The sequence below is a fragment of the Streptomyces sp. A 4/2 genome, assembly GCF_940670765.1.
Classification (GTDB): domain Bacteria; phylum Actinomycetota; class Actinomycetes; order Streptomycetales; family Streptomycetaceae; genus Streptomyces.
The window spans coordinates 105692-130230 of the sequence record NZ_CALNVW010000051.1; the positions used below are offsets into that span (position 1 = coordinate 105692).

At 71.5% G+C, this 24539-nt stretch carries 20 protein-coding genes and 1 riboswitch; of the genes, 10 read left to right on the plus strand and 10 right to left on the minus strand.

Annotated features, from left to right (window positions below; translation table 11 throughout):
• Positions 1–100: 100 nt before the first annotated feature.
• From NBY69_RS33955 to NBY69_RS33980, 6 genes are all read right to left on the minus strand, one after another.
• Positions 101–280 carry a hypothetical protein gene (locus NBY69_RS33955; RefSeq protein WP_250305904.1) on the minus strand — a complete coding sequence of 60 codons (180 nt, stop codon included), beginning with the start codon at positions 278–280 and terminating at the stop codon, positions 101–103.
• A 95-nt stretch (positions 281–375) separates the two neighbouring features.
• Complete coding sequence (locus tag NBY69_RS33960; RefSeq protein ID WP_250305907.1) at positions 376–882, minus strand: MarR family winged helix-turn-helix transcriptional regulator; 507 nt, start codon at positions 880–882, stop codon at positions 376–378.
• 55 nt (positions 883–937) lie between these two features.
• Positions 938–2653, minus strand: a complete 1716-nt coding sequence (locus NBY69_RS33965) for an FUSC family protein (protein ID WP_250305909.1) — start codon at positions 2651–2653, stop codon at positions 938–940.
• A gap of 49 nt (positions 2654–2702) precedes the next feature.
• Entirely contained in the window at positions 2703–3716 is a 1014-nt protein-coding gene (locus tag NBY69_RS33970; protein ID WP_250305910.1) for an NAD(P)/FAD-dependent oxidoreductase, read from the minus strand.
• The gene (locus NBY69_RS33975; RefSeq protein ID WP_250305912.1) at positions 3713–4258 is read right to left on the minus strand and encodes an isoprenylcysteine carboxyl methyltransferase family protein; all 546 of its coding nucleotides are present in this window, start codon (positions 4256–4258) and stop codon (positions 3713–3715) included. The genes NBY69_RS33970 and NBY69_RS33975 overlap by 4 nt, the downstream gene beginning before the upstream one ends.
• A gap of 13 nt (positions 4259–4271) precedes the next feature.
• Positions 4272–5339 carry a type III polyketide synthase gene (locus tag NBY69_RS33980; protein WP_250305913.1) on the minus strand — a complete coding sequence of 356 codons (1068 nt, stop codon included), beginning with the start codon at positions 5337–5339 and terminating at the stop codon, positions 4272–4274.
• 157 nt (positions 5340–5496) lie between these two features.
• Between NBY69_RS33980 and NBY69_RS33985 the strand changes: the two genes are divergently transcribed.
• Positions 5497–6366 (plus strand): UbiA family prenyltransferase, encoded by an 870-nt coding sequence (locus NBY69_RS33985; RefSeq protein WP_250305915.1) that lies wholly within the window; start codon positions 5497–5499, stop codon positions 6364–6366.
• An 89-nt stretch (positions 6367–6455) separates the two neighbouring features.
• Here the strand turns inward: NBY69_RS33985 and NBY69_RS33990 are convergent, their stop codons facing one another.
• Positions 6456–7601 (minus strand): D-alanyl-D-alanine carboxypeptidase family protein, encoded by a 1146-nt coding sequence (locus tag NBY69_RS33990; RefSeq protein WP_250305917.1) that lies wholly within the window; start codon positions 7599–7601, stop codon positions 6456–6458.
• 270 nt (positions 7602–7871) lie between these two features.
• Between NBY69_RS33990 and NBY69_RS33995 the strand changes: the two genes are divergently transcribed.
• The 7 genes from NBY69_RS33995 to NBY69_RS34025 all read left to right on the plus strand — a co-directional run bounded on the left by NBY69_RS33995 (position 7872) and on the right by NBY69_RS34025 (position 15253).
• The gene (locus NBY69_RS33995) at positions 7872–8354 is read left to right on the plus strand and encodes a hypothetical protein (RefSeq protein WP_250305918.1); all 483 of its coding nucleotides are present in this window, start codon (positions 7872–7874) and stop codon (positions 8352–8354) included.
• 43 nt (positions 8355–8397) lie between these two features.
• Positions 8398–9039, plus strand: a complete 642-nt coding sequence (locus tag NBY69_RS34000) for a class F sortase (RefSeq protein ID WP_250305920.1) — start codon at positions 8398–8400, stop codon at positions 9037–9039.
• 106 nt (positions 9040–9145) lie between these two features.
• Entirely contained in the window at positions 9146–9802 is a 657-nt protein-coding gene (locus NBY69_RS34005; protein WP_250305922.1) for an endonuclease, read from the plus strand.
• A gap of 131 nt (positions 9803–9933) precedes the next feature.
• On the plus strand, positions 9934–11163 hold the full coding sequence (locus tag NBY69_RS34010) for an aromatic acid exporter family protein (protein WP_250305924.1): 1230 nt from the start codon (positions 9934–9936) through the stop codon (positions 11161–11163).
• A gap of 128 nt (positions 11164–11291) precedes the next feature.
• Entirely contained in the window at positions 11292–12968 is a 1677-nt protein-coding gene (gene aspT, locus NBY69_RS34015) for an aspartate-alanine antiporter (RefSeq protein WP_250305927.1), read from the plus strand.
• Between the two features lie 60 nt (positions 12969–13028).
• On the plus strand, positions 13029–14687 hold the full coding sequence (locus NBY69_RS34020) for a bifunctional aspartate transaminase/aspartate 4-decarboxylase (protein ID WP_250305929.1): 1659 nt from the start codon (positions 13029–13031) through the stop codon (positions 14685–14687).
• Positions 14688–14854: 167 nt separating this feature from the next.
• Positions 14855–15253 carry a molybdopterin-binding protein gene (locus tag NBY69_RS34025; protein ID WP_250305931.1) on the plus strand — a complete coding sequence of 133 codons (399 nt, stop codon included), beginning with the start codon at positions 14855–14857 and terminating at the stop codon, positions 15251–15253.
• Between the two features lie 34 nt (positions 15254–15287).
• Here NBY69_RS34025 and NBY69_RS34030 read toward each other — a convergent pair whose 3' ends face one another.
• On the minus strand, positions 15288–16805 hold the full coding sequence (locus NBY69_RS34030; protein ID WP_250305934.1) for a PucR family transcriptional regulator: 1518 nt from the start codon (positions 16803–16805) through the stop codon (positions 15288–15290).
• Between the two features lie 229 nt (positions 16806–17034).
• Between NBY69_RS34030 and NBY69_RS34035 the strand changes: the two genes are divergently transcribed.
• The gene (locus tag NBY69_RS34035) at positions 17035–17859 is read left to right on the plus strand and encodes a xanthine dehydrogenase family protein subunit M (protein ID WP_250305937.1); all 825 of its coding nucleotides are present in this window, start codon (positions 17035–17037) and stop codon (positions 17857–17859) included.
• Positions 17856–20657, plus strand: coding sequence for a molybdopterin-dependent oxidoreductase (locus NBY69_RS34040; protein ID WP_250305939.1), 2802 nt, complete (start codon positions 17856–17858; stop codon positions 20655–20657). The genes NBY69_RS34035 and NBY69_RS34040 overlap by 4 nt, the downstream gene beginning before the upstream one ends.
• A gap of 137 nt (positions 20658–20794) precedes the next feature.
• Here the strand turns inward: NBY69_RS34040 and NBY69_RS34045 are convergent, their stop codons facing one another.
• Complete coding sequence (locus NBY69_RS34045; RefSeq protein WP_250305940.1) at positions 20795–21211, minus strand: hypothetical protein; 417 nt, start codon at positions 21209–21211, stop codon at positions 20795–20797.
• A 337-nt stretch (positions 21212–21548) separates the two neighbouring features.
• Positions 21549–23867 (minus strand): 5-methyltetrahydropteroyltriglutamate--homocysteine S-methyltransferase, encoded by a 2319-nt coding sequence (gene metE, locus NBY69_RS34050; protein WP_250305941.1) that lies wholly within the window; start codon positions 23865–23867, stop codon positions 21549–21551.
• Between the two features lie 159 nt (positions 23868–24026).
• Positions 24027–24246, minus strand: a riboswitch (cobalamin riboswitch).
• Positions 24247–24539: the final 293 nt, after the last annotated feature.

Here is a 24539-nt window from a genome sequence, read left to right on the forward strand (position 1 = left end):
GCCATGCCACTCGAAAAGGCTCCGAACGGCGTGAGCCGGACTTCGTGGCCGAAAACCTACCTGTGGCAGTACGGTCCGGTGCCGGGTGCGGGCACCGCGATCAGCCCGCGCGGACCTCCTCGGGGACGCGGTGGCGCATCGGCGTGCGACCCCAGAACTGTGCCGGGTCCGCCTCCAGCAGCGCCTGGTCGGCCAGTTTCCGGGCCTCGGCGAGCACGTCGCCGTGTTCCCGGACCAACTGGTCGTATATCGGCGAACCGGGGGTGGGGAGAGAGTCCACAGTCGTACGTTCCTTCGCTCTTGGGCGGTCCCTTCCAGCCGCTGGTGCCCGGAAAGCGACGGACCATGCGCGATCGGGCCCGGCCGATGGCGGGGTCAGCCCAGCAGGCTGCCCAGCCGCCCTTCGAGCAGCACGAGCAGTTCGCCCAGCGACTCGGACAGCTCCTCCCGGCGCTGCTCGTCGATTCCGTCCAGCAGGGCCGCCTCGTACCGCAGTTGTTCGGGGAGCAGCCGGTCCAGGAGGGTGCGTCCCTCCTCGGTGAGCGACAGGTGCGAGACCCGGCGGTCGCGGTCGTCGGGCCGCCGGGCGACGAGCCCCCGCTCCTCCAGCTGCCGTACGCGCTTGGTCACCGCGGCGCCGGAGGCGAAGGTCTCGCGGGCGATCCGGCCGGGCGTCAACTCGTGGTCGACGCGGCGCAGGGTGCCCAGGACGTCGAACTCCGGGCGGGAGAGCCCCTCCCGCCGGAGCGGGGCGTCGGCGGCCTGCTGCAGCAGTGCGGAGCAGCGGTTGAGCCGTCCGATCACGGCCATCGGGCCGGTGTCGAGACCGGGCAGCACCTGCCCCCACTGCCGGATCACCCCCGCGACGATGTCCTCGGCCATGTACCCCTCCTCGCTCTCGGTCCGGGACGATTCTGCCTCCCGTTCGCCGGGCGGCCTAAGCCAGTACCGGCGGGGCGGTGTGGCGGACCAGGAGCGACAGCGTGTGGTGACCGTGCAGCTCGGCCGAGGCGACGTGCTCCGAGGGCAGGGCCCGCTGCCACCACTCGCCCGACGCCACGTCGACGGCCTCGCGCAGCTCCACGAGCGCCAGCGCCAGGCGGTCGCGGGCCCATCCCGCGGTGTGGTCGGGAGCCCCGTCCGGGGCGAGTACGCCGCGGGCCGTGGTCTCCGCTGCGGTGACCCGGTCCAGGGCCTGGTGGATACGGTCGGTGGCCCGGCGGTTGGTGACCAGCAGGCAGCAGGCCAGCCCCACCAGCGTCCCCGCCAGGGTGTCCAGGGCGCGGTCGGAGATCAGGGTGCGGGCCGGCACGGTGGTGCCGAACTCGGTGAGCAGCAGCGCCATCGGGGTGACACAGATCGAACCGAGCCAGTAGTTGCGCGTGATCAGCGCCTCCGCGCCGATCTGGAAGGTCAGGGCGAGCAGCACCATCGCCAGGTGACCGGTGTGGATCAGCGGCAGCAGGGCGAAGAAGAGGGCGAGCCCGAGCAGGTTGCCGATGAGCCGTTGGACGGCCCGCTGCCAGGTGAGCGTGGTGTTCGCCTGGAAGACCGAGGCCGCCGTGACGACGGCCCAGTACGGGTGCCCGACGCCGACCGCCAGCGAGGCCCATCCCGCGAGCGTGCAGCCGACGGCCACCCGGGCTCCGATCGGCAGCAGCGGAGATCCGGGCCGCAGCCGCGCCAGGACGGCCCGCACGCCACCGGCCCGGTCCGGCACCGGAAGCCTGGGCGGGTGGCTGACCCCGTTGCTCCCGGCCGCGGTCCGGGAAAACGCAGGCAGGGACCGGTCGCGTCGCAGGGAGCGGGCCAGCTCCGCGCACCGCTGGGCCTCCGCGGCCGGATCTGCGGCCGGACGGCCGGTGGCCGGTTCCGCCGCGGGCGCGGCCAGCGCGGATTCCGCGTGGACGAGCAGCCGTTCGAGACCGGCCCGGTCCGTGCTGCCGGAGGGAACGAGGAAGAGTGTGTGCCAGGCGGCGTTGACCGCGGTGGCGGTGGCCCGCCGGCCGGGGAGCGCGCCCGTCCGTTCCGCCCGCCACAGTCCGGCCGCCGCTTCCAGGGCGCGGGCGACCGCGATCCGCTCCGGCCCCTGCGGCCGGACCAGCGCGGGCGCCATGCAGACGAGCCAGGCCACCGCCCCGCCGCCGACGGCGAGGGCCAGATGCAGGGGCAGCTGGCCCAGGTGCTGGGGTACGAAGAAGGCGGAGGCCGCGATGAAGGTGAGGATGAGGCTGCCCGGCGGACCGATACGCGTCGCGTCGCAGACCATCTTGTGAACGGCGGCGAGCAGCGAGGCCAGCAGGACCAGCAGCGCGGGCGAGCTGATCAGCGAGCCGGCCAGCAGGGCGGCACCGAGGCTCGCCACCATGCACAGCACCACCCGCACCAGGGTGCGGGCCCGCGCGGCGTAGGGCAGGCCGTGTGCGTACAGCGCGCACATCGCACCGGCCGAGGTGTACAGGACGAGGTCCATCCGGCCCAGCGCCAGGAGCGTCACATCGGGCACGGCGAGCGCCGCCGCCGCGCTCAGGGCGGGCTTGTGCCAGCCGTCGACGGGCCGTCGCAGCTGCACGGTGGTCCGCAGGGGCAGCGGACGGACCCGCTGGGGGCGGGGCGGCGCGCCCGCGTGCGGGCTGCTGGCGTGTTTCGGCATGCAAAAAGCTTAACAGGTGTTTTACTCGTAAAAGAATGTCGGGGGCGGGCTACTGGAGTGCCCGGACGGCAGCCGCGAAGACGGCCGGTACGCGGGCTGCCGCGGGCACGACGAGGCGCGCGGTCCGGGGGCGGCTGCTCGCGGCCAGGAGGGCTCCGGTCAGCAGCCGGTGGCGCCGGGTCAGCCGGGCCCAGGCGCTCTCGTACGCCTCCGGGCGGCCCGCGGCCAGGCACCGGACGGCCGCTTCCGCGGTGGCCAGCGCCAGGGCGATGCCCTCGCCGGTGAGGGCGTCGACGTACCCCGCGGCGTCACCGACGAGCAGCACCCGCCCGGCCGACCGGCGCTTCGCCCGCTGCCGCAGCGGGCCCGCGCCGCGGACCGTGCTCGCGTGCGGACCGCTCAAGGCGGCGGCCAGGGCGGGGAATCGGGTCAGATGGTCGTCGTACCCCCGGCGGATCCGGCTCAGTACGGCGACCCCCACCAGGTCCTCGCCGACCGGAGTCACATAGGCCTCGCCGTACGGGGACCAGTGGACCTCGACGAAGTCGGTCCACGGCGCGCAGTGGTAGTGACGGCGCAGCCCGTACCTGGCCGGGGAGCGGTCGGGCAGCTCCAGGCCGAGGCCGCGGCGCACCGGCGAGTGCAGCCCGTCGGCGGCGACCAGCCAACGCGCGGTGAGACCGGCCGCGCCGACGGAGTCCCCGGTCTGGGTGACCGCGCCGATCCGGCCCGTGACCATCCGTACGCCCAGTTCGCGGGCGCGCCGGTGGAGCGCGGTGTGCAGCACGGTCCGGCGGATGCCCAGCCCGGCGGCGCCCCGGAACGGTGCCTCGGCGCGGGAGGCCCCGTCCAGATAGCGGATGCCGCGCAGCTCACGCCCCGTCACCTCGACGCCCAGGTCGCGCAGTGCGGCGACCCCGCCGGGCATGACGCCTTCCCCGCAGGCCTTGTCCACGGGAGTGGTCCGCGGCTCCACGACGACCGCCTCCATACCGGCCAGCGCGGCCCGCACCGCGGTGGCCAGACCGGCCGGACCGCCGCCCGCCACCAGCACATCGATCACGCCGTGACGTCCTGTCCCGTACCGGGCCGTGGTGCCTCCGCGGCGGTCAGCGCCCCGTTCTCGCAGCGGATGCGGACGGACAGCAGTACGGCGTCGAGCGCGGTGAAGGCCAGCGCGGTCACCCACGCGGTGTGTACCAGCGGCAGCGCGATGCCCTCGGCGACGACGGCCACGTAGTTCGGGTGCCGCATCCACCGGTAGGGCCCGCCCCGTACCAGTGGCAGTCCCGGAACGACGATCACCTTGGTGTTCCAGCGCGGCCCCAGCGTCCCGATGCACCACCAGCGCAGGCCCTGCGCGGCCACCAGCACGGCCAGCATCGGCAGGCCCAGCGCGGGCAGGAACGGCCGGGCGCCGAGCCAGGTCTCGGCCACGCAGCCCGCCAGCAGGCCGGTGTGCAGGGCGACCATCGCCGGATAGTGGCCGCGCCCCGCGACGGTCGCACCGCGCGCCGTGCTCCAGCGCTCGTTGCGTCGGGCGACGGCGAGTTCGGCGACGCGTTCGGCGGCGACCGCGGCCACCAGCAGCACGTACCAGATCATGGGGTCCTCCGGACTACCAGCGCAGCAGAACCATTTCGCACGAGAACCCGGGGCCCATCGCCAGCAGCAGCCCGGGGGTGCCCGGTGCCGGACGGTCCCCGGCGAGGGTGTCGCGCAGCACATGGAGCACCGAGGACGAGGACAGGTTGCCCACGTCGGCGAGGTGACGCCAGGTGATGTCGAGCGCCCCGTCCCGCAGTTCGAGCGCGTCACTGACGGCTTCCAGGACCTTGGGGCCGCCGGGATGGCAGACCCAGGCCGCCACGTCCTTCGGCTTCAGCCCGTGATCGCCGAGGAAACTCCGTACGTCCGGGGCGAGATGACGGCGGATCATGTCCGGTACGGAAGGGTCGAGCACGACCTGGAAGCCGGAGCTCTTGATGTCCCATCCCATGATGTGCTCGGTGTCGGGATAGAGCGTGCTGCGGGTGTCCACGACGGTCGCCCCCGGACCGCCGGTCGCCACGTCGGAGCGGTCCGCACCGCAGGCGACGACCGCAGCCGCGCCGTCCCCGAAGAGGGCGGAGGCGATCAGGTTGGTCATCGAGCTGTCACCGCGCTGAAGCGTGAGCGAGCACAGCTCGACGGAGAGCAGCACCGCCACCTGGTCCGGTCTGCCGACCAGGAAGTCGTGCATCCGGGCCAGCCCCGCGGCGCCCCCGGCGCAGCCGAGACCGAACAGCGGCAGCCGCTTGATGTCGCGGCGCATACCGAGACGCACGGCCAGCCGCGCGTCGATGGAGGGCGTCGCGATGCCGGTGACCGAGGTGAAGATCAGCAGGTCCACGTCGTCGGCGGCCAGCCCGGCCGCGTGCAGGGCGCCCCGGACGGTCTTCGCGCCCAGCTCGGTGGCGCCGGTGATGAACGCGTCGTTCGCGGCGCCGAACCCGTCGAGTTTCCCGTACTCCTCCAGCGGCAGCGTCATGTGCCGTGAGTGGACCTTCGCACTCCGGTGCAGCCGGTCGAGCGCCCGCCGGTCGGCGCCCGCGGGCAGGCAGGCGCGGGCCACCATGTCGGTGATCTCGTGCTGGGGATGGCGGTGCGGTGCCAAGGTGCCGTGAACGGCTGCGATCCGGGTCATGTGCTCTCCCGCCTCGGGGATGGCTTGCCCTGCATTGCAGCATCCCCGCCCCCTCGGCGGAGGTCCCGACACACCCGGTGCCCCGACGGTCGGTTCGCCCGTACGCGCGGGAGCGGCGCAGCGCCACCGGGCAGGGGGCCGACCCTACGATCGCCGGGTGGGAACTCCCGAACAGCCGCCGGCCGGTCTCCCGGCCGGTCGACGCGGCGGTGTGACGGCCGCTCTGGCGGGTTCGTGTCACCCCGGCCCCGTGCTGGCGGTCACCGCCCTGATGGCCGCGCTCGCCGTCACCGCCGGGCAGAGCGCGCCGCGGTGTGCGCTGACCGTGGCCGCCGTGCTCACCGGCCAGTTGTCGGTCGGCTGGTGCAACGACGCGTTCGACGCGCCCAGGGACATCGCCGCCCGGCAGCGCGGCAAGCCGCTGGTCGACGGCGCGGTCGGCGTACGCACCGTCTGGACTGCCGCGTTCCTCGCGCTGGCGCTGTGCGTGCCCCTGTCGTTCGGCTGCGGGCCGCGGGCGGGCGCCGTGCATCTGACCGGGGTCGCGTGGGCCTGGGCGTACGACCTCAAGCTCAAGGCGACCGCCTGGTCCTGGCTGCCGTACGCGATCGGGTTCGCGGGCCTTCCGGCCTTCGTCGCGCTGGGGCTGCCGGGGCAGCCGTGGCCCGCGTGGTGGATCGTCGTCGCGGGCGCGCTGCTGGGGATCGGCGCCCATCTCGGGGATGTGCTGCCCGACATCCGCAGCGATCTGGAGCTGGGGGTACGGGGCTGGCCGCACCGGCTGGGCCCCGACGGCGCGCGGCTGCTGCTGCCGGTCCCGCTGGTGGCCGCGTCGGCCGTACTGGTGCTGGGACCCGCCGGAACGCCGGACAGCTGGGCGCCGGCGGCTCTCGGAGTGGCTGCCGCTGTCGCGGTGGCCGGGACGGTCGTGGGGCGCCGCCGGGAGCGGGCGGCGTTCGCCGCGGCGGTCACCGTCGCGGTGGTGGATGTGGCGCTGCTGCTGTGGAGCGGCGCCACCATCGCCTGAACGGACCGCCGTACGACGCGAGTCGGCGGTCGAGACCGGGGTCCGCGGAATCCGGTGCCGTGACGGGGCACGGCTCGCCGTGACAGGTCCTAGCGGCGCATCCGGCGCCGCAGCAGCCACAGCGAGCAGGCCAGCGAGGCGAGGAGGGCGCCGACCGCGGCCACCCCCGCCAGCACCGAGAACTTCTTCGTCGTGGTGTGGTGACCGGCCGCAGCCGCCGCTGCCGCCGGGGGTGCCTGCGCGCCCTTGGCGTCGGAGGTGGTCTTCGCCGCGGCGGGCTGGAGGGTGCCGACCGGCCTGACCGCGCCGTCGGCGGCGAAGCCCCAGTCGAGCAGGGCACGGGCGTCCTCGTACACCGAGCCTTCCTGCGGGTTCATCACCGTCACGATCAGGGTGCGGTCCCCGTGGCGGGCGGCGGCGACCAGGGTGTTGCCCGCGTCCGTGGTGTAGCCGTTCTTGACCCCGATGAGGCCGGGGTAGGGGCTGACGTCCTGGGTGCCCGCCAGGAGACGGTTGGTGTTCTGGATCTCGAAGGACGGGCCGCTCCGGCCGTCCTTGTCCAGGCCGCCGGGGAACTGGGCGACGCTGGTCGAGCAGTACCGGGCGAACGCCGGGTCGGACAGGCCCGCCCGGCCGAAGACCGCCAGGTCGTAGGCCGAGGAGTACTGGCCCGGGGTGTCGTAGCCGTCCGGGGACATGACCTGCGTGTCGTGGGCCCCCAGCTCGACGGCCCGCTTCCGCATCTCGTCGGTGGTCTTCTGCCAGCCGCCGTTCATGGCGGCCAGCACGTGTACCGCATCGCCCCCGGAACTCAGGAACACCCCGCGCCACAGGTCCGGTACCCGGTACGCGCGCCCCTCGACGAGGCCGACCCGGCTGCTGCCCTCGCCCATCCCCGCGAGGTCCTCGTGCGACACGGTGTGCAGCCCCTGCCCGGACAGCTTGGGGAGCACCGTGAGCGCGAAGAGCGTCTTGAGCGTGGAGGCCGGGGGCAGATGGCGGTGCGCGTCCTTGGAGGCCAGCACATCGCCCGTAGCGGCGTCCGCGACCACCCAGGACAGGGCCGACACCTGACTGGGCAGGGCGGGGGCCCGGGTCTTGTGCCCGGTCTGTCCGGCCGGTGCGTGCGGGCCCGGAAGCGGGGCTTCGGCGGCGCAGGGAGCGATCATGGCGGTGCTCGCCGCCAGCACCACAGCTCCCGCGCAGAGACTACGTACGGCTGGTCTGAAGATCATTCCGTCACGTTAAGAAGGGGCGGCGCCGCTCGCATCCCAGGAGTCGCCGCAGGGTTGACCGCGGAGTCCGAACGGAGCAAGGGCGCTGCGGAGGAGCCCTGTTGCCGTGCGGCGGACGGCTGGACCGTCCAGCGCAACCGGCTTACCCGTTCGGGTGGCCGGGCTCGCACGGTGATCACTCCCGGCCTAGCGTTGCTCGCCAATGGGGTGCATTTCCTGCTGAGCGTCGGCAATTGCCGCACATGCATTCCTGTGCCCGGAGGTACACCCATGCGTTTGACGAGTGTCGGGTCCGCCGCCCTGCTGAGCGCCGTCGTCATATCTCTGACCGCCCCGGCAGCCATGGCGGGCGACAACGGAAACATCACGTCCTTCGGATTCAGCGTCTCGCCCGCATCCGTCGCCCCGGGCGGCACGGTCACCCTCAGCGCCAACGGCTGCGAAGTGCCCAGCGTCACCGCTTCGTCGGGGGTCTTCGACACCGTCACGCTCGAAGAAGGCCACTCCGCCACCGCCAGGGTCGATCCGGACGCCAGGGTCGGCGCCCAGTACGACGTGACGTTCGAGTGCAAAGGCGAGACGGGCACCACCCCCCTCACGATCTCCAGCCCCTCCAAGGGTGTCAGGGCCGGTCTCGGCGGATCGATCACCGGGATGAACACCATGGAACTGGCAGCGGGCGGCGTACTGATCGCCGCGGCCCTCGGCGGCGTGATCCACCTGCGCCGTCGCGCCTCCCGCGCCAACTCCTGACCGGGAGCGGGAAGCTGTTCACCGCGGTGCCAGGCGGTACGCGATGAGCGTGAACGGCGACTGTGCCCGGTCCGGCCGCTCCCGGTGGGGAGCCGTGGCGCTCGCCCTGGTCACCGGTCTCGCGCTGGTACGCCACGGTGCGCAGACCGGCGGTCCACCGCAACCCTCCTCCGCTTCGGCCGCCGCCGGGCTCACCGGCAACCCGACGTTCCCCCCGGTACGGGCGCTGCCGGCCGCCCGGGTCCAGCGCATCCGTATCCCGGCCATCCAGGTCGACGCCCCGGTCGCCGACGTGGGGAGGGACCCGCAGGGCTGGATAGACGCGCCGCCTCCGGCGAGCAGGAACCTGGCGGGCTGGTACACCGGTTCGGTCTCGCCGGGGCAGAGCGGTACCGCGGTCGTCGTCGGGCACGTGGACAACCGGACGGGGCCGGGGGTGTTCTTCAACCTGGGCGCCCTCAGGCCGGGGCTGCGCATCGAGGTGTTGCGGACGGACGGCCGTACCGCCGTGTTCGACATCTACCGCATCAGCGTGTTCACGAAGGACGGCTTCCCCGCCGGACGGGTCCACGCCGACACCGGCAGGCCCGAACTCCGGGTCATCACCTGTGGCGGCGCGTACGCGGAGAAGACCGGGTACGCCGGGAACGTCGTCGTCTTCGCCCGTATGACAGCGGCGCACTGACGCCCGGCACACGGCTCGTTCCGCTCCTGCCGTACGTCCCGTGCGGTGGCCCACGGCCCGGCCTCGCGCCCGGCCTCCCGCCCCGTCCTCCCGAGAGGAAGCACCCATGGCCACCCGAGGAGAGATCACCCGGGTACTGCTCGACGAACACGGCCGTACGTTCGCCGCGGAGGCGGGCATCCGGCTGCGTGACACCCCTCAGCCGCTGTACCAACTCCTGGTCCTCGCGTGCCTGCTGAGCGCCCGGATCCGCAGCGGCGTCGCCGTCGCGACGGCCCGGTCCCTGAGCGAGGCGGGGCTGCGTGACGCCCGCAGGATGCGCGCGGCGTCGTGGCAGGAGCGGGTGGACGCCCTCGGCCGCGGCGGCTACCGCCGCTACGACGAGCGCACCGCCACACAGCTCGGCGACGGCGCGCAGTTGCTGACGGACACGTACGGCGGGGACGTGCGGGGTATGCGGGAGCGGGCGGACGGGGACCTCGGCCGGCTGCGCACGCTGCTGCGGGACGTGCCCGGCCTCGGTCCCACCGGCGTGAACATCTTCCTGCGGGAGGTGCAGGGGGTGTGGCCCGAGGTGGCGCCCCTGCTGGACGTGAAGGCCCTTCAGGGAGCGGCGGCCGTGGGCCTGCCGGACGAGCCGCGGGGGCTGGCCCGGCTGGTCGGGGCCGAGGAACTGCCCCGGTTCGCAGCGGCGCTGGTGCGGGTCGCCCTCGACCGGAAGGCCGCGGCAGCGGTCGTCGAACGGGCGAACGCGCATGGGTGAGCGGGCCCCCGCAGGAACCCGTGGCGGGAGCGGCGGGAGCGGCCGGGGCGGCCGGGGTAGCCGTGCCGGTCGACGTGATCGGCGCGACCGCCGCCGGAGTGCCGGGCCTCCGGACCGGGAAGGGCTGTGAAATGCCCGATGTATCCGCACCCGTGGTCAAACTGGTCCGGCGTACCACCGAACCCGTCGCGGCACAGACCCTCCGGTCCACCGCCGCCGCGGTCATCGCGTACGTGGTCGCGCTCCTGCTGCTGCCGCAACAGGCACCGCTCACCGCGCCGCTGACCGCCCTGCTGGTCGTCCAGGTCACGCTCTACGCGACGCTCACCACCGGGATGAAGCGGGTGAACTCCGTGGTGGTGGGGGTGCTCATCGCTATCGGCTTCAGCACCCTGGTGGGGCTGACCTGGTGGAGCCTCGGGCTGACGATCTTCACCGCGCTGATCGTGGGACGGCTGGTCCGGGTGGACGAGTTCGTCCCCGAGGTCGCGATCAGCGCCATGCTGGTGCTGGGCGTCTCCCAGGTGGCCGACACGGCCTGGGACCGGATCCTGGAGACGCTGATCGGCGCGGGCGTGGGGCTGCTGTTCAACCTGCTGTTCGCACCGCCCGTCTGGGTCCAGTCCGCAGGTACGTCGATCCAGGGCCTGGCGGGCGACATGGGCCGGATGCTGCGGGCCGTCGGCGCCGAGATCGACGCCCCGGTCCCCGTCGCGCGGGCCGCCCGGCGACTGCACGAGGCCCGCCGCCTCGACCACGACATCGCCGAGGTGGACGCGTCCTTGCGGCAGGCCGAGGAGAGTCTGCTGCTCAACCCCCGGGTACGCCAGGGGTTGTTGTCCCGGGTCGTACTGCGCACCGGCCTGGACACCCTGGAGATCTGCGCCGTGGTGCTGCGGGTGCTGACCCGGACCATGACGGACCTGTCGAAGGCGCGCACCGACGAACTGCTCTTCCCCGCGGATGTCACGTCCGGCCTCGAAGTACTGATGGGGGACCTGGCCGACGCCATCGAGAGCTTCGCGGTCCTGGTCACCACGCCGGTCGCGGCCAGCGCCGAGGAGGCCGAGACGCGGCTGTTCGCGGCGCTGGCCGAGGGCCGGGCCACCCGGGACCGGGTCGCTGATCTCCTTCTGGAGAACGTGCAGAGGCACCCGCGGCAGTGGCAGCTGCACGGCGCGCTGCTGGCCGAAGTGGACCGGATCCTGGACGAACTCGATGTCGACAAACGCACCGAGCGTCTCATCGAGGAACTGAACAGCCGGACCGATGCCGTGCGCGAGCGGCATCCCCGACTTGTCGCCGTGACCCGCCGGCTGCGGGGGAGCGCGGCGGCCGTCAGACCAGGACCCGATTCCTGACCGGCGCTCGGCTGTCCGCGCTCGGCTCTCCGCGCTCGGACGTCGGGAGGTCACGTTCTGTCTGCTCTGTTAATTTGCCCCTTATGCGTGAATTATCGGTCTCTGATCAGTTGGGCGGGTGAGGCCGGATGGGCACGATCCGCGACCATCCCGAACTCGCCCTGTTCCTCTGCGTCGCCGCCGGATATCTGGTGGGGAAGCTACGCATCGGCCCGATCACCCTCGGCGGCATCTGCGGCGTACTGATCGTCTCGCTGCTGCTCGGCACCCGTCATGTCACCGTCGACGACGACGTGAAGACGGTGTTCTTCTCGCTCTTCATCTTCTCGCTGGGATACATGGCGGGGCCGCAGTTCTTCTCCAACCTGAACCGCAAGAGCCTGCGGTTCTTCGCCCTGTGCGTGATCGAACTGGTCTGTGTCCTCGGCATCGCCTACGGCCTGGCGAAGGGCTTCGACCTCGACGTCGGTACGGCCTCCGGCATCCTGGCGGGCGCCGCCACCGAGTCGGCCGTCGTCGGTACCGCCACCGAGTCCATCGCCAAGCTGAGCGGGCTGACCGCCGACCAGGTCTCCCGGTACCAGGGCCACGTCGCCACCGCATACACGGTCTGCTACCTCTTCGGCCTGATCACCATCGTGCTCTTCACCAGCCAGATCATGCCGATGCTGCTGCGCATCAACCTGGCCGACGCCTCCCGCGAGCTGTGGGAGAAGTTGCGGGGCGGTACCTCCGGTCTGCAGTCCGACGAACGGGAGGCGCTGCCCGGCACCGTCGGCCGTACCTACCTCGTCACCGTGGCGGACGGCAGTACCGTCGGCGAACTGCGAGCCGCCCGCGGCGGGCAGATCACGGTGGAAGGCATCAAACGCGGCAGCAGACTGCTCACCCCCACCCCAGGCCTGAAGCTGGTGCTCAGCGACCTCGTACAGATCGTCGGCCGCCGCTCCGCCGTCATCGCCGCGGGCCGCGAGATCGGCCCGGAGACCCCCGCCGTTCCCGGACTCGACACCCCGCTTGCCATGCAGCAGGTGGCGGTCACCGAGAAGGCCACCCACGGCATGACCATCGACCGGGTGGAGCAGACGCACCCGGAGTTCCGCGAGGACGGGGTGTACATCACCGACGTGCTGCGCAACGACCAGCATCTGCCGGCCTCCGCCGACACCGTCGTACAACGCGGTGACGTCCTCACCCTCGTCGGTGCGCGTGGCGGGCTGAACAAGCTGGTCGCCAGGGTCGGCGCGGTCGTCAAGAATGACACCACCGACTACATCTACCTCGGCCTCGGCATCGTGGTGGGCTCGCTCCTCGGCCAGATCGTCATCCGCGCCGGTGACATCCCGATGTCTCTCGGCACCGGTGGCGGCTGTCTCATCTCCGGGCTGGTCTTCGGCTGGTTCCGCTCCCGCAGGCCGACGTTCGGCGCCTTCCCACCACAGGCCGCGACCCTGCTCAAGGACCTCGGCCTCGCCGTCTTCATCGCCTGCACGGGACTCTCCGCCGGTCCGCAGGCCTGGCCCTTGCTCAAGCAGTACGGGGCGCTGCTGCCCTTCGCGGGCATCGCCATGGTGCTGGTCCCCGCGACGATCTCACTGATCGTCGGCCGCAAGCTGCTGCACATCGAGAAGCCGCTGCTGATCGGCGCCATCGCCGGGCAGCAGTGCTCCACCCCGGCCATCACCTCGATCACCCAGGTGGCGCAGAGCTCCGTACCGCTCCTCGGCTACACGATCACGTACACCCTCTCGAACTTCCTGCTGCCCCTCACCGGCCCGATTCTCGTCGGCGTCCTGGGCAGCTGACCCGGCTGTCCGTCATCCCCGACCACCGGTACCCCACGAATTTCAGGAGCGGACCAACCGATGACCCAGAGCAGCTTCAGCCGTGCGGAGATCAAGTCGTTCGCCCGGCTCAGCCCGTTCGAGCTGAAGGACAAGTTCATCGAGATCGCCCGGTCCGCGCAGAGCGACAAGCCCGGCCAGAAGGGCAAGACCACCCGGGCCATGCTCAACGCGGGACGCGGCAACCCCAACTGGGTGGCCACCGGCCCCCGCGAGGCCTTCCACGCCCTCGGCTACTTCTCGCTCGCCGAGTCCCGCCGGGTGTGGACCGCCGACAACCTCGGCGGGATGCCGGAGGAGAGCGGATGCGCGCGCCGCTTCGCATCCTTCGTGCGTACGCACCCCGAACTGCCCGGCATCGAGCTGCTCAAGGCGAGCTTCGACCTGGCGGTCGAGCGCTTCGGCTTCGAACCCGACGCCTTCGTCCATGAGATGACGGACTCGTCGATCGGCGACAACTACCCGGTGCCGGACCGCATCCTGCACCACACCGAGGAGATCGTGCGCGGCTACCTCGCGGACGAGATCTTCGACGGGCGCCCGCCGGCGGGGCAGCGGCTCAGCCTGTTCGCCACCGAAGGCGGGACTGCGGCGATGTGCTACATCTTCGACTCGCTGATGAAGAACGGCATCCTGAAGAAGGGGGACCGGATCGCCCTGATGGTGCCGGTCTTCACGCCGTACGTGGAGATCCCCGAGCTGGACACGTACGGATTCGACGTGGTGCGGATCGAGGCGAGTCTCTTCGCGGAGACGGGGGTCCGCCAGTGGCGCTACCCGCCCGAGGAGATCGCGAAGCTCGCCGACCCGGCGGTCAGGCTGGTCTGCTGCGTCAACCCGAGCAATCCACCCTCGCTGGCGCTCTCCCCGAAGGTCACCGAACAGATCGTCTCCATCGTCGACGGGCCGAACCCGGAGCTGATCGTCGTCACGGACGATGTGTACGGCACGTTCGTGGAAGGCTTCCGCTCACTGGCCGCCGATCTGCCACGCAACACGCTGCTCGTGTACTCGTACTCCAAGCACTACGGGGCCACCGGGTGGCGGCTCGGCGTCATCGGGCTGCACGACGACAACGTCATCGACACGATGCTGGCGGAACTCGGCCCGCAGGAGAAGGCCGCGCTGAACAGGCGGTACGGGACGCTGTCCCTGGAACCGGAGAAGATCAGGTTCATCGACCGGCTGGTCGCCGACTCCCGCCAGGTGGCGCTGAACCACACCGCCGGACTCTCCCTGCCGCAGCAGGTGATGATGGCGCTCTTCTCGCTCTTCGACATGCTCGACGAGGGGCAGGCCTACAAGGAACGGATCCGCGCGATCGTCCAGCAGCGGCTGCAACTCCTGCTGGAGGGCGCGCACATGAAGATCTCCGAGGATCCGAAACGAGCCGGCTACTACATCGAACTCGATCTGCTCGCGGAGGCGGAGCGCATCCACGGCAAACCGTTCGCCGAGTACCTCGAAGCCGCCTACGAACCGGTCGACCCGCTGTTCCGGCTGGCCGCGCAGACCTCCGTGGTCCTGCTCAACGGCGGCGGCTTCGACGGACCGGAGTGGTCGGTCCGGGTGTCGCTGGCCAACCTGGACGACCTGGACTACCTGAAGATCGGCCACCACCTGAGGTCGATCTTCAACGAGTACGCACAGGAGTGGCAGGAGTCGAGCGGGCGGCTCTGAAGGCGGGGCGCCGGGGACGCATGGACGCGGACGGTTCGACCGTGGTGACCGCATGGGCGGCGCCTTCGTAGGATCCGGTTCCCGCGCCGACGTGGAGAACGCCGTGCGGCAGAGGGCAGTTCGACGGCAGGGCAGAGCTTGCCGGGAACGGCACTAGAGTGCGCTGTGTGCCGTCGTACAGCATTGGGCAGGCAGCGAGGCTGCTGGGCGTGAGTTCGGAGACCGTCCGGAGGTGGGCCGACTCCGGACGCCTGCGCATGGACAGGGAAGGGCCGGGAAACCGTGCGATCGACGGGGTGAGCCTGGCGGCCTTCGCGAAGGAGCGGGCGCAGGGCATGCACGCGCTGCCGGAGAGCGCCGTGGCCACTTCGGTACGGAACGCCTTCCCGGGGATCGTGACGCGGGTGGCGCTCGACGACGTCGCCGCGCAGGTCGAGATCCAGTCCGGACCGCACCGGATCGTCTCGCTCGTGACGCGGGAGTCCGTCGAGGAACTCGGCATCGAGGTCGGTGTCACCGTCACCGCGCGGGTGAAGTCGACCAACGTGCACATCGACACTCCTTGAACCTGCGCTGTCCCAGTGGCATCTCGGTGCCGTCTCAGCGGCACAGCAGCGCGGCGCGCAGGTCCAGCTTGTGGTCGAGGCGGGCGAGATCCCGTCCCGTGAGGGCCTGGACGCGTTCGATGCGGTAGTGGACGGTGTTGACGTGCAGATGCAGGGCTTCGGCGGTGCGGGCCCAGGAGCAGTTGTGCGCGAGGAAGACCTCCAGGGTGTGCAGCAGCATGTGGTGCGAGGCCGTGTCGCTCCGCGCGAGCGGCCCGAGGGTCGTGCCGCTGAAGATCGCCCGGACGTCGGCGGGGATGCCGGCCAGGAGTGACTCCAGCGAGGAGAGTTCCTCGACGCTGGTCACGCGCCCGGTCGTCGGGGAGCTCTGCCGTGCCGCCGCCAGCGCGTAACGGGCCTGGGTGAGGGCGGCGTGGAGTCCGGTGGGCTCCGTGGTGACGGCGCTGACGCCGGCGTACAGGGGAGTCTCGGGCCGACAGCCGTGCAGCAGGGACCAGGGCTCGCCCAGCGAGAGGGCGCTCTCGACGTCACTCCGTACGACGGCGACGGCTTCCGCGTCCGGCGTGGTGCCGACCGCGAAGACCGGGGAAGGGAGGTGCTGAAGTGCCTCTCCGAGCGCCTCCTCGGCGCCACTGCCCGCGAGCCGCCCGCCGGTGGTCGTGACCACCACCCGCCAGGGTCCCCGGGCCAGCGGCCCACAGGATTCAAGGGCGTTCGCCAGAGCTCCGGTACCGGCGTCCCCCCTGCCGACGAGGGCGACCAGGTCCTGCCCGGTCCGGCGCCGGCCCGAGTGCCTGCGGTAGTGATGGTGGCGGTACTGGCCGATGACCTCGGCTGTCTCGTGCAGGGCCCGGGGAGGCACCCCGCCGGCCTCCGGCACATGGAGGTACCAGGCGTCGTACGGGGTGGTCTCGGCCTGGACCCGCAGCGTTTCGCCGGTGAGGCTGCGCAGGTTCTCCACGGCCCGCGCCGCCGTCAGCTCGGGGGCCGACGCGGTGCGGGCGATCGTGCGCCCGGTGCTGGTGAGCACGTAGCACGGCGGCGTACCGAACGGGGCGAGCGCCCGCCCGAGGATCTCACCGGCGTCGGTGCCGAGATCGACGAGGCGGCCGAGATCGCTGCGTACGTTCTCCGGCAGGGCGAAGTGGTCCGCCGGGCGGCGGCTGAGGTCGCCCCACTGGCGCCGGTACACGACGTCGGTGACGGCCCGGAAGCTGGTGCGCGCCGGCACGGCCAGCAGCGCGATGCCGTGCTCACGGCAGGAGTTGACGATGTCGACGGGGACGGCGCCGTGGGTCTCCTCCCCGGCGAGCAGCGCGGTGGCTCCGGCCTCCGCCAGTGCGGAGACGAAGCGCTCGGTCCTCACCTGGCCGTCCGCTTCGTTCCACCACACCAGACCGCTGAGCACGATCTCTCCGGGCTGGAGAAAACGGGCGGGATCCTCCAGGTCGGTCGCGGTCACGCCGCTGATCACCTGGCTGAGTAGATTCTCGCCACCCCAGACGAGGGTGAGATCGAGCCCCTCGATCTGGAGGAGGTCTCCGACGTGCATGCGCTGACTCCTTGTACGGCCACCGGACAGTGCTCCGGCTTCTCACATCCACGAGGTGGACACGAGTCGGGCCATCGTAAATGCAAGGGACAAGAAGGAGAATCCTCTTGGTTGATCCACCAGGACGGGGTCGGCCGGGCTGGAGATTTTCCGTGTTGCGCACCAGTCGTTTTCGGCCTCCGGTCCCGCTTCACTGAGCAGGCAAGCAGCAGCCGACGGCGGTGGAGACATGGATCTGAACACGGTTCTCGACATCCGGGACGCACGCGGTCACGAGCCCTGGCGACCGGGCGACGCCTGGCTCGGTGGCGGAACGTACCTCTTCTCCGAACCCCAGCCGCATCTGCGGCGGTTGGTGGACCTGAGCCGGATGGGCTGGGAGCCGCTCCGGACGCTGCCCGACCACTCGGTGGAGATCGCAGCCACGTGCACGATCGCGCAGCTGTCCCGGTTCGGGCGGACGCTCGATGCGACGGCCGCCCCTCTCATCGAGCAGTGCTGCCGGGCCTTCCTCGCCTCGTTCAAGATCTGGAACATGGCGACCGTCGGCGGGAACCTCTGCAACGCCCTGCCAGCCGGCCCGATGATCTCCCTCACCGCGGCCCTCGACGGCGAGTGCCTGCTCCGGGCCCAGGACGGATCGGTCCGGCAGGTGAGGACCACCGGCTTCGTCACCGGAGCCGGCCGCAAGGACCTGGCCGAGGGCGAGTTGCTGCGCTCGGTGACGATTCCCGCCCGCTCACTGCGGTGCCGTACGGCTTTCCGGCAGGCGTCGCTCTACGGTCTCGGGCGTTCCGGCGCCCTCGTCATCGGGACGCTGGATCCGGTGGACGGTTCGCTGGCCGTGACCCTCACGGCCGCGACCCGACGGCCGTTCCGTCTCTGGTTCGCCCTGCCGCCGGACCGGGCCGAGTTGCGTGCGGCGATCACGTCGGCCGTGGGCGACGCCGACTGGTTCGACGACATCCACGGGCTGCCCGAGTGGCGGCGGCACATGGCCTTCCACCTCGCCGAGCAGGTCCGTCACGAACTCACCCGGGACGGTGCGCGATGAGCTTCCACATCCAGGTCAACGACCAGCCCTTCGCAGCCGAGCCCCGTCCCGGCCAGTGTCTGCGTACGTATCTGCGCGAGCGCGGCTGGTTCGGCGTGAAGAAGGGCTGCGACGCCGGAGACTGCGGCGCCTGCACGGTCCATGTGGACGGCGAGCCGGTCCACAGCTGTCTCTATCCGGCCGTACGGGCACAGGGCCGGTCGGTCACCACCGTGGAGGGCCTGGCCGGGAAGGACGGCGAACTCCACCCCGTACAGCAGAAGTTCCTGGACGCCCAGGGCTTCCAGTGCGGGTTCTGCACCGCCGGGTTCCTGATGACCACGGCCGCCCTCGAACAGGAGAAGGGGTGCGCCCACGACGACGGCAAACTGGACGACCTCCCTCGGGCCTTCAAGGGCAACATCTGCCGCTGTACCGGATATCGCGCCATCGAGGACGCGGTCCGCGGGGTGAAACACACCGAACGCCCCTGCGCCGGGCAGGCGGTGGGCAAGAGCCTCGGCGCCCCGGCCGGACCCCAGGTCGTGACGGGCACCGCCCGGTACACCTTCGACGTCGAGGTCCCCGGCCTCCTCCACATGAAGCTGCTGCGCTCCCCGCACCCGCACGCCCGCATCCTGGCCATCGACACCTCCGCCGCCCTCCGTGTCACCGGCGTCCACGCCGTCCTCACCCACGAGGACGCCCCCGCCACGCTGTACTCCAGTGCCCGGCACGAGCACCCCACCGCGGACCCCGACGACACCCGGGTCCTGGACGACACCGTCCGCTACATCGGCCAGCGCGTCGCCGCCGTCGTCGCGACGAGCGAGCAGGCGGCCGAAGAGGGCTGCCGACGGATCGAAGTGACCTACCAGGAGCTGCCGTTCGTCACCGATCCCGAGGAGGCCATGCGCACCGGCGCGCCCGTCATCCACGCCGGCAAGGGGCCGGAGGCGCGGATCGCCCGCGTCGAGAACAACGTGGCCGGTGAGGTGCACGGCGAGATCGGCTGCGTCGACGACGGATTCGCGGAAGCCGCGGTCGTCCACGAGGAGACCTTCCGTACACAGCGCGTCCAGCACGCCAGCCTCGAAACCCACGGCTGCGTCGCCTACTTCGAGCCGAAGGACGACAGCGCCGACGGCGCCGGCGAGCGGCTCACCGTGCGCTCCAGCACGCAGACCCCGTTCCTGACCCGGCGCGCGCTGTGCGCGCTCTACGGCCTTCCGGAGGACGAGGTCCGGGTGGTCGCGGGCCGGGTGGGCGGCGGCTTCGGCGGCAAACAGGAGATGCTGACCGAGGACATCGTCGTGCTCGCCGCGCTCAAGCTGCGCCGTCCGGTCAAGCTCGAATACACCCGTGCCGAGCAGTTCTACGGTGCCACCACCCGCCATCCGTTCACGATCCGCATCAAACTGGGCGCCCGTGCGGACGGCACGCTGACCGCGATCCAGATGCGCGTGGTCTCCAACACCGGCGCGTACGGCAACCACGGCCCTGCCGTGATGTTCCACAGCGTCGGCGAGTCCTTCGCCGTCTACCGGGCCCCGCACAAGAAGGTCGACGCGTACTCCGTCTACACCAACGGCGTCCCCGCGGGCGCCTTCCGTGGCTACGGCCTGGGCCAGGTCACCTTCGCCGTCGAGTCCGCCATGGACGAGCTGGCCCGCCGCCTGGACATGGACCCGCTCGCCTTCCGGGAGAAGAACATCATCGGCCCCGGCGATCACATGGCCAGTCCGATCGGCGAGGAGGAGGACCTGCACGTCGCCTCGTACGGCCTCGCCCAGTGTCTGTCGATCGTCCGCCAGGCCATCGCGGACGACCGGAGCGCCGACGACGTACCGGAGGGATGGCTCACCGGCCAGGGCACGGCCATGGCGATGATCGCGACCGGCCCGCCCGGCGGCCACTACGCCGACGCGACGGTCAGCCTCCTCGCCGACGGGACGTACGACATCGCCGTCGGCACGGCGGAGTTCGGCAACGGCACCACCACCGTCCACAAGCAGATCACCGCGGGCGCCCTCGACACCACGGTGGACCGGATCGCCATCCGCCAGTCCGACACCGACGTCGTCCGCCACGACACCGGGGCCTTCGGCTCGGCCGGTACGGTCGTGGCCGGCAAGGCGGTCCTGCTGGCCGCGGAGGCCCTGGCCGGGCGCCTGAAGACCTTCGCGGCCCGGTACACCGGAGTGGCCCGCCACCTGTGCACGCTCGGCGCGGAGGCGTTCGACTGCGCCGGCCGCACCGTCACGCTGAAGGAACTCCACGAGGCGGCCCGTGCCCAGGGGGCGCAGCACGAGACCACGGCGGAGGGCCACTGGGGCGGCAGCCCGCGTTCGGTGGCCTTCAACGCCCAGTGGTTCCGGATCGCCGTCGACCCGGACACGGGCGAGATGAAGATCCTGCGCAGCGTCCACGCGGCCGACGCCGGCAAGGTCATGAACCCTCTGCAGTGCCGGGGACAGATCGAGGGCGGTGTCGCCCAGGCGCTGGGCGCCACGCTCTTCGAGACCGTACGGCTCGACGAGCGCGGTGAAGTGACCACGGCGGCGTTCCGGCGCTATCGCCTCCCGCAGTACGCCGATGTACCACGGACCGAGGTCCACTTCATGGAGACGACCGACGCGATCGGCCCGCTCGGAGCCAAGTCGATGAGCGAGAGCCCCTTCAACCCGGTGGCCCCCGCCTTCGCCAACGCGCTGCACGACGCCACCGGCATCCGTTTCACCGAGATGCCCGTGACCCGGGACCGCGTCTGGCTGGCGATGGACCGGCGGGCAGGGCGGCGGGCCGGTCCGGTGGCGTAGCCGAGCGCCGGGTCCGGGCGAGCGGCTCGGCCCGTGCGGTGACAACCGCCGCTCGGTGTTCGCCGCGTGCGGTGAACGTGACAGTGCCCCGGAGCCCACGGGGGCGCCGGGGCACTGCCGGACGGGAGGCCCGCCGGTCAGCGCACGGTCACGTAGAAGACCGGGGAGGCCGTGCTCCCGCTGACGATGCGCAGCTGGTTCTTGCCCTTGATGCCGAGCTCGACGCGCAGCGAGTAGCTGCCGTTGCGGTTGACGGGCGCAGAGGCGGGCAGGGTGACCCACTTGGCGCCCTGCTTCTGCTGCAGGGTCACCTTGGAGCCCGCCTTGAGGCCGGTCGTGGTGCCCGTCACGCGGAAGAGCTGCCAGGCCTTCACGGAGCTCACCGACGGCTTCGCGGTGATGGTGGCCTTCGCGGCGACGGTCTGCTGCGCGACGGTCGCGCTGGGCGCGGGCGAGGAGTCGGCCATCGCGGCGGTACCTGCCAGGGCGACGGTTGCGGCGGCGAGCGTGCTGACGGCAGCGATGCGCAGGGAGTGCCGCTTGGTGATGATCATGAGTGTTCCTTTCGAGGAGCTCTGATTTCACGCAATGGTGAGACAAATACCGTTGGTGTGGGTCTCACATCAAAAGACGACGTGTGGCCCGCATGCGTTGTTGGCGTTGTGTCACCGTCATGTAACAGGCTGGCCCGGCCCTCAGTGCCCGGCTCCCGGCTTCCGGCCCCCGGTCGTGTGAACTTCTCGGAAGTCCCAGCCGCCGTCGGTGCCGTCGGTGTCTTCGGCGTACGGCGGGGCCTCGGCGTACTCGGCGTACTCGGCGTACTCGGTGGCCTTCCGGTGAGGCCGGGGCCGGGGCGCTCGTGAACGCCCCGGCCCTCCTCACGCCTCTCGGTCAGGACGAGGGCAGCTCGCTGCGGACCGTGCGGGCCGCGGTGACCAGGTTCTCCAGAGACGCCCTGGTCTCGGGCCAACCACGGGTCTTCAGGCCGCAGTCGGGGTTGACCCACAGCCGTTCGGCGGGAATGGCCCGCAGTCCCTTGCGGAGCAGCGCGGCAGCCTCGTCGGCGTCGGGCACGCGTGGGGAGTGGATGTCGTACACACCGGGGCCCGCCTCGCGCGGGTAGCCGTGGGCGGCGAGTTCACGGGCGACCTGCATGTGGGAACGGGCGGCCTCCAGGCTGATGACGTCGGCGTCGAGGTCGTCGATGGCCTGGACGATGTCGCCGAACTCCGCGTAGCACATGTGGGTGTGGATCTGGGTGTCCGGACGCACCCCGCTGGTGGTGAGCCGGAACGACTCGGTGGCCCAGTCCAGGTACGCGGCACGGTCGGCGGTCCGCAGCGGCAGGGTCTCGCGCAGCGCGGGCTCATCGACCTGGATGACCGAACTGCCGCTCACTTCCAGGTCGTTCACCTCGTCGCGCAGGGCGAGAGCGACCTGCCGGGCGGTGTCGCCGAGTGGCTGGTCGTCACGGACGAAGGACCAGGCGAGCATGGTGACGGGCCCGGTGAGCATGCCCTTGACCGGACGGTCGGTGAGCGACTGGGCGTACGAGGTCCAGCGCACCGTCATCGGTTCGGGGCGGGAGATGTCGCCGGCCAGGATCGGTGGGCGGACGTAGCGGGTGCCGTAGGACTGGACCCAGCCGTGCCGGGTGGCGAGGTAGCCGGTGAGCTGTTCGGCGAAGTACTGGACCATGTCGTTGCGTTCCGGCTCGCCGTGCACCAGGACGTCGATGCCGGTCATCTCCTGGAAGGAGATGACCTCACCGATCTCGGCCCTGATCCGCTCCTCGTAACCGGCCGTGTCGATCCGGCCCGCACGCAGGTCGGCGCGGGCCGTGCGCAGTTCATCGGTCTGCGGGAACGAGCCGATGGTGGTCGTCGGCAGCAACGGCAGCCCGAGGTGGGCCCGTTGGGCGGCGGCCCGCGCGGTGTACGGCTGGGAGCGGCGGCCGTCGGCGTCGGTGACGGCGGCGGCCCTGGCGCGTACGGCCGGGTCGTGGGTGAGGGGGGAGGCCGCCCGGGAGGCGAGAGCGGCCCGGTTGGCGGCGAGTTCCGCGGTGATGGCGCCGGTGCCCTGGGCCAGCCCCTTGGTCAGGGTGACGATCTCGGCGGTCTTCTGCCGGGCGAAGGCGAGCCAGCGAAGGATCTGCGGTTCGATGTCCCTCTCGGGCGCCGTGTCGAGCGGGACGTGCAGCAGGGAGCAGGAGGCAGCCACGTCGACCCGGTCGGCGAGACCGAGAAGAGTGGCGAGGGTGGCCAGCGACTTCTCGTGGTCGTTGATCCAGACATTGCGGCCGTCGACGACCCCTGCGACGAGCCGCTTGCCGGGCAGCCCGCCGACGGCGGCGAGGTCTTCGAGGTTGGCGGCGGCAGCGTCCGTGAAGTCCAGCGCCAGACCGTCCACCGGGGCTTTCGCCAGTACGGGGAGCGCCTCGCCGAGCCGGTCGAAGTAGGAGGCGACGAGCAACTTGGGCCGGTCGCTCAGGCCGCCGAGCTCGCGGTAGGCGTGGGCGGCGGCGCCCAGCTCGGCCGGGGAACGGTCCTGGACCAGTGCGGGCTCGTCGAGCTGTACCCACTGCGCGCCGGCGGCCCGCAGATCGGCGAGTACCTCGGCGTAGACCGGCAACAGCCGGTCCAGCAGGGTGAGCGGCTCGAAATCGGCGGCCACCCCGGGGGCGGGTTTGGCGAGCAGGAGATAGGTGACGGGGCCGACCAGCACGGGCCGGGCGGTGTGTCCGAGCGCGAGGGCTTCCGTCAGCTCGGTGACCTGCTTGGTGGAGTCGGTGGTGAAGACGGTGTCCGGGCCGAGTTCGGGGACGAGGTAGTGGTAGTTGGTGTCGAACCACTTGGTCATCTCCAGCGGCGCCACGTCCTGGGTGCCGCGGGCCATCGCGAAGTAGCCGTCGAGTGCGTCGGCGGTGACGGCCTCGCGGTGCCTCCGGGGCACGGCGCCGACCATGACGCTGGTGTCCAGGACGTGGTCGTAGTACGAGAAGTCGCCCGTGGGCACCTCGTGGACACCGGCATCCGCCAGTTGACGCCAGTTGGACCGGCGCAGACCGGCCGCAGTCTCCCGGAGGGCGTCGGCGGTGACCCGGCCTTTCCAGTAACCCTCGATGGCCTTCTTCAGTTCCCGGTTCGGGCCCTGGCGGGGGTAGCCGTACACGGTGGCCCGTGCTGCCGCGGCTGCGGACTTCGCTGTCACGGAAATCTCCTTCGCGAGATGACTCCTTGAGATCCCGGAGACGGGACACGGACGCGAAGGGTAGCGAACCGGACAGATCGGTCGCGCCGTTGAGGCGCCCGTCCGTCTGGTGTGTACGCCGACCCGCCCACGAGGTCACCGGGATATCCGTACGCGAGGGGTCGCGTACGGGCAACGGGCAGGTCTTCGGACTCGCGGGCGCGTCCGCCGAGGCGGACACCTACTGGCCGTCGCTTCCCAGGTCCCGTCTCGGGTCCCAGTGCGTATGACGGCGGTCGTTCCCACTCACCGCTGCGGGGCAGTCCCGGATTCCCACCGGGTTCCCTCTTGCGACGCGCCTGCCTGGCGGACAGGGCGAACCAGCTGCACGGGTCAGACTAGAGGGTCGTTCGCTGCGCGGGCACGGTGGTTCACATTCCGGTACGTGAATTGAGACACCGGGCCGGTCCGGCGACCGGCGGGACCTGTGCGAAGAGGTTCCTCGAACTCGGCGTAGAGCGGATCCGGGCTGTCCGGCGAGTCCGCCCGCTCCCCGGACCGCCGTGTGCGGTGAGGGCGACGCGTGGCGGTTCCGCCAGCACCCGCAGGCCAAGGGCGAGGTCCATGAGGGCTACAGCTGCCTGGCTCGGGAACTCGTCGGCGGTCTCATGCGCTCCGTGAGAATCGGGGTGA